Annotated in this window: 7 protein-coding genes and 1 tRNA gene; 6 read left to right on the top strand and 2 right to left on the bottom strand. The window is 60.5% G+C overall.

Translation table 11 applies throughout. From position 1 onward, the window contains the following. On the bottom strand, positions 1-548 hold a 548-nt coding region (locus Q0L57_RS06040; RefSeq protein ID WP_296739461.1), incomplete at its 3' end, for a L,D-transpeptidase. Between the two features lie 228 nt (positions 549-776). On the opposite strand from Q0L57_RS06040, the gene cueR reads away from it, so the two are divergent. The 6 genes from cueR (at position 777) to Q0L57_RS06010 (ending at position 3,706) form a co-directional block, all read left to right on the top strand. Then, positions 777-1,190 (top strand): Cu(I)-responsive transcriptional regulator, encoded by a 414-nt coding sequence (cueR, locus tag Q0L57_RS06035; protein ID WP_296739458.1) that lies wholly within the window; start codon positions 777-779, stop codon positions 1,188-1,190. Between the two features lie 40 nt (positions 1,191-1,230). Beyond that, positions 1,231-1,563 (top strand): hypothetical protein, encoded by a 333-nt coding sequence (locus Q0L57_RS06030; protein WP_296739456.1) that lies wholly within the window; start codon positions 1,231-1,233, stop codon positions 1,561-1,563. A 136-nt stretch (positions 1,564-1,699) separates the two neighbouring features. Beyond that, positions 1,700-1,773 (top strand) — tRNA-Cys (locus Q0L57_RS06025). 37 nt (positions 1,774-1,810) lie between these two features. Then, positions 1,811-2,191 (top strand): hypothetical protein, encoded by a 381-nt coding sequence (locus Q0L57_RS06020; protein WP_296739453.1) that lies wholly within the window; start codon positions 1,811-1,813, stop codon positions 2,189-2,191. Further along, the gene (locus tag Q0L57_RS06015) at positions 2,184-2,426 is read left to right on the top strand and encodes a hypothetical protein (RefSeq protein WP_296739451.1); all 243 of its coding nucleotides are present in this window, start codon (positions 2,184-2,186) and stop codon (positions 2,424-2,426) included. The genes Q0L57_RS06020 and Q0L57_RS06015 overlap by 8 nt, the downstream gene beginning before the upstream one ends. 779 nt (positions 2,427-3,205) lie before the next feature. Beyond that, a complete protein-coding gene (locus tag Q0L57_RS06010) occupies positions 3,206-3,706 on the top strand; it encodes an MmcB family DNA repair protein (RefSeq protein ID WP_296739448.1) in 501 nt (166 codons plus the stop codon). A 231-nt stretch (positions 3,707-3,937) separates the two neighbouring features. Here the strand turns inward: Q0L57_RS06010 and nhaA are convergent. Next, a partial coding sequence (nhaA, locus tag Q0L57_RS06005; protein WP_296739446.1) for a Na+/H+ antiporter NhaA occupies positions 3,938-4,942 on the bottom strand: 1,005 nt, incomplete at its 5' end.

Below are 4,942 nucleotides of genomic sequence, written 5' to 3'. Positions count from 1 at the left end.
CGGATGCAGCCCGACGACATCGCCTTGCCGATCGAGAACCATTCCGGGCTGCCATGCAGGCGGTAACCCATGTCGCCGCCCTTGTTGAACAGATACATGGCGCGCGCGCCGAGCGGGTTCTTGAGGCCGGGATCCATGCCGCCTGCAAATTTGGCGAGCTCGGGCTGGCGCTTGATCATCGGCGCGGGCGGCGTCCAGGTCGGCCATTCGCGCTTCAGCGCGATATGGGCGGTGCCGTGCCACTCAAAACCCTCGCGGCCGACGCCGATGCCGTAGCGCATCGCCCGGCCGTCACCCTCGACGAAATAGAGGAACTTGTTCTGGGTGTCGACGATGATGGTGCCCGGCTTTTCCTTGGTGTCGTAGTCGACTTCCTGCCGGTGATATTTTTGCGGAACCTTCTCGATCGGGATGCGCGGCAGCTGGTAGCCGGCGTCGGTCATCGCGCCATAGTTGTTGGTGAACAACTGCGAGCCGATGGTGCTGCAGCCGCTGATCGCGGTCGACAGTGCAAGGCCAGCGACGATTGCAAGTGACTTCAAGCGCATGAATAGGTCCGACGCCCTGTCTAAATTATCGGCAGCACGAGTCGGCCGCCTTCTCGCCATCATTCATGCTGGCATTTCTTTTGCTTGCCAAGCGCGCACTGCCTATATGCATCAGTTGACGTGCCGGTAAGTGCCGAACTGCGGTATTTCGGCCACAGGCCTCACAGGATTGTGAAGCAAAATCAATGAGGCCGCCGAGGGCCGATTCGACGACCAAGGGAGAGCGCCATGAATGTGGGTGATGCCGCCGAGCGTTCCGGCCTGCCGGCCAAGACCATTCGCTACTATGAGGAGATCGGCCTGATCCGGCCGGCGCGGGCCGACAATGGCTACCGCGACTATTCGCGCGACGACATCCATCGCCTGGCCTTCCTGCGCCGCGCGCGCAATCTCGGCTTCTCAATCGACGATTGCAGGCAGCTGATGGCGCTCTATCAGGACCGCGAGCGCGCCAGCCACGACGTGCGCGAGATCGCCGCCGCCCATGTCAAGGCGATCGAGGAGAAGGTGCGCGAATTGCAGTCGATGCGCTCGACGCTGCAGAAGCTGATCCACGCCTGCCACGGCGACGATCGGCCGGATTGTCCCATACTGGATGATATGGCGGGGATGGTGGACGATGGCAGGGGGGTACACGCTTAGTGTTTGACGAGCCTACGGCAATCCGACGGACGATGACTACATGGACCTGCATGTACTGACGAATGAGTTTGAGGCGGGAGATGGTTCGTTCCTCATCACGATTCGTCCCAATATGATCTGGGACATCGAGGCGTTCGACCGGCTGACTGATGCCATGGAGCAATACTGTCGTGTGCACGGCGGAAGCCAGACGTTGGAGCGCTGGGTAGCTCAAGGCTTTTGGTACGTGCCCGGGTTTATCTGCAATTGGACAAGCCACCCCAATTTCCCCCGTGCGTTCCCGACGACTTACTACGAGACCGCATATCGTCGACTGGATGATTTGGCCTACTGGTATTTTTGCGGCCACAGCGGGCATGCAGAAGACCTTTGACATCCCGCTCGACGCGTAGTCGCCTGAAGTGGGGGGCGAGCCCGAAAAGAACTGGCGGAGAGCTTGCAGGTTGGCGGTGCCACTTGATCAGCGACCAGGTTGACTATGCGCTGGTAGACTGGGATAGACAGGGCAAGGTCTGAGGGCGGGACGGTGACGCATCGGTCTGCAAAACCGACGTAATGGGTTCAATTCCCATTCAGACCTCCAGCGCATTCGAGCTAGCACCGCCGGACTGTCGCATTCGATGAGTGTTTTCAGTTTCAGCAAAACTGATGAAGTGTGGGGCCTGAACCGAGCCACGACCAGGGGCATGATCGACTGGTGGATCGAGCAGGCAGGCCCCCGCCCATACCTTCTAAGGATCAGGGAGAGCTACGAACACGGCTACAACCACGGCGACTTGACCGTTGTGACAGACGACGACAAAGCTGGGCTGCGCGACTTGGTTATGAGGATGTTGGAGACTGGCTACGAGCGCAATGTGCATGAAGATGACCAAGCCTCGGCACAGATAAGGGAAAGTATCCATAAACTCTGGCACCTTCTGAACGCCGATCTCGAAGGCACTCACTATTATCAAACGCCTTCGCAAGAAGACCGACAGTCAAGGAGAACGGATGGGTGAGCTTATCATATATATCAGCCCCAGCCTTGTCGCGACCTTGCTCAATCGGGAGAGAGCAAAGGGAAGCCCTTTGACAGAGGAGGAAGTCATCCAAATCCGCGATAGCTGTCCGGCGATTGTGCTCACTCAGGAAGACGCCAGGCGGATGGATGAGTCGCGAGGCTATCTCGATATTGATCCAGAGAAATGCTGGGAAGAATGGCAGCGAGTTCGGTTGGAACTTGCTGAAGATTAAGGCAACCCGCTGGTTTCACCCTCTTGGTTTGTCAACCAGATCGCCCTTGAAGGCGGTGAAGGACATCACTGGCGAGGATGCTGAGTTCATCCGATGGTTTGGGGCCGGATCGCGGTAGTGTCGCTCTTGTGATTGGTCTTATCTTATCATCGTGGCACATGGTGGCCTTGGGCCAATCGTGGTCTGCGGATTGTCTAGAGCCATGCTAGAGGACCCCATCCGAATTTACCAGTTTTGGGACAAGAACCCATTGGTAATGCCATGGATGGAGCAATTCCTTCCCGAAAATCGTATGTTGCAAGATGCGATCGCGTCGGTACTCTGCTTATTTATTCTAGCTTGTGTCGGTTGCGCGCTATTGTCATTCGTTCTTCCGAATAATGTAGTAAGTGGCATAATCTGCGTAATGCCCTTCGGGTATCTTTTAGGAAGTTTCAATAATAGAATGGCCCGTGCGCAGCGAAAATTCTTACAGGCCGTGAGAGATGAGGGTAGAAATAGGGAGGTTTGAGCTACTTGCCTTATTGGGCTTTGCCTTTCTGAGAGGGTAGCTGTCAACCGCAGAGCGTGGAAAACGTCGGCTAGCCTCACACATCTCGATAGGCGGCAAACATCATCGAATATGGTGAGTTTGCTCCATAATGCCGGACGTGATCGATGAGATTCCCGATGCGCTTTTCATATCAGCGCCCCCTGATTCCGGCAGCGGGCTTGTCAAATATGTAATCGCCTCCCAAGAACGGGTTCAAACCGTGAACAAAATCTGGCATGGTCCTTCCATGCCCATCGTTTCCCCGATTCCCCTCAATCCCCTGATCGACGGCCGCCAGTCGGAGCGCGCCATGCTGGTGCGGCGCGGCGTCCAGCGCCTGCTCTCGCAGATGGGCGCACATGTGCTGCCGGAATTGTCCCTTGCCACCGGGCGGCGCGCCGATCTCGTCGCTCTGACCCGTCAGGGCGATATCTGGATCATCGAGATCAAATCCTCGATCGAGGATTTTCGTGTCGACCGCAAATGGCCGGACTACCGGCTGCATTCCGACCGCTTCTTCTTCGCCACCCACCCTGGCGTGCCCGCGGATATCTTTCCCGAGGAATGCGGCTTCATCCTCTCGGACGGCTATGGGGCGGAGATCCTGCGCGACGCGCCGGAGCACCGCATGGCCGCGGCGACGCGAAAAGCGCTGATGCTGAGAATTGCCCGCGCGGGCGCCGCGCGACTGCTGGCGGCAGAGCTTGCAGGTGTTTCCGTGCCGGCGCTGGATGGCGAGAGCGAGTAGCGCCGTTTCCTCGCCCCACGCAGTGGGGAGAGGTGGCCCGGCGAGGCCGGGACGGAGAGGGGCCAGCGCGGCGCGCGGAAATTGTCTCGACGTCTTGCAAGCTTCGTTTTGCTGGCGCTCTTTCTTGGATCGGATTTGGCTTCGCGAAGGGCGTCCCCCGCTCCGTCCCGGCTTCGCCGGGCCACCTCTCCCCCCCTTTCGCGGGGGCGATGAAATGCGCGTGCAGCCTGGCTACTCCAAATCCTCTTCCGCGCCGCCCGCCGGCGGCGCGGTGAGCAGCACGGCGGCGCCGAGCAGCGCAGCGATCAGGGAGCCGGCCAGGATGCCGACCTTCACCGCGTCCTGCAGGGCCGGGTCGGAGGCAAAGGCGAGCAGGCCGATGAACAGGCTCATGGTGAAGCCGATGCCGCAGAGCAGCGAAATGCCCAGCATGTGACGCCAGCCGGCGTTGACCGGCAGGTCGGCCAGACCCAGCCGGATGGCCAAGGCCGAGGAGCCGAAGACGCCGACCAGTTTGCCCACGACCAAGCCGGCGGCCACGCCGAGCGTCAGCGGCTCGACCAGGGCGGCGAAGCTCAGGCCGCCGAGCGAGACGCCGGCATTGGCGAAGCCGAAGATCGGGATGACGATGAAGGGCACCAGCTTGTGCAGGCCGTGTTCCAGCCTGTGCAGCGGCGAATGCTCGGTATCATGGCCGATGCCGGGGGAGCGTTCGAGCGGGATGGTGAGCGCCAGGGCGACGCCGGCGAGCGTGGCGTGCACGCCCGACTTCAGCACCAGCACCCACAGCACCGCGCCAAGCACGAGATAGGGCACGAGGGTCATCACCCGCATGCGGTTGAGCACGATCAGTATGGCGATGACCGCGAAGGCGGCGCCGAGATAAGCGAGCGACAGGCCGCTGGTGTAGAACAGCGCGATGATGATGACGGCGCCAAGATCGTCGATGATGGCCAACGCGGTGAGGAACACCTTCAGCGATGCCGGCACCCTGCTGCCAAGCAGCGACAGAACGCCGAGCGCGAAGGCGATGTCGGTGGCGGTCGGGATCGCCCAGCCGGAAAGAGCCGCCTGGTTGTCGCGGTTGATGGCGACATAGACCAGCGCCGGAACCACCATGCCGCCAGCCGCGGCGATGCCGGGCAGGACGCGGCGCGGCCAGGTGGAGAGCTGTCCGTCCAGCATCTCGCGCTTGATCTCCAGGCCGACCAGCAGGAAGAACACCGCCATCAGCCC

Source organism: Mesorhizobium sp., from assembly GCF_024509055.1.
Lineage (GTDB): Bacteria > Pseudomonadota > Alphaproteobacteria > Rhizobiales > Rhizobiaceae > Mesorhizobium.
This window is presented reverse-complemented; position numbering and strand designations above follow the sequence as displayed.

What these genes read in the sequence shown, in the direction of transcription:
- cueR (WP_296739458.1), top strand. Translation starts at nt 777, where the DNA reads ATGAATGTGGGTGATGCCGCCGAGCGTTCCGGCCTGCCGGCCAAGACC.
- Q0L57_RS06030 (WP_296739456.1), top strand. Translation starts at nt 1,231, where the DNA reads ATGGACCTGCATGTACTGACGAATGAGTTTGAGGCGGGAGATGGTTCG.
- Q0L57_RS06020 (WP_296739453.1), top strand. Translation starts at nt 1,811, where the DNA reads ATGAGTGTTTTCAGTTTCAGCAAAACTGATGAAGTGTGGGGCCTGAAC.
- Q0L57_RS06015 (WP_296739451.1), top strand. Translation starts at nt 2,184, where the DNA reads ATGGGTGAGCTTATCATATATATCAGCCCCAGCCTTGTCGCGACCTTG.
- Q0L57_RS06010 (WP_296739448.1), top strand. Translation starts at nt 3,206, where the DNA reads ATGCCCATCGTTTCCCCGATTCCCCTCAATCCCCTGATCGACGGCCGC.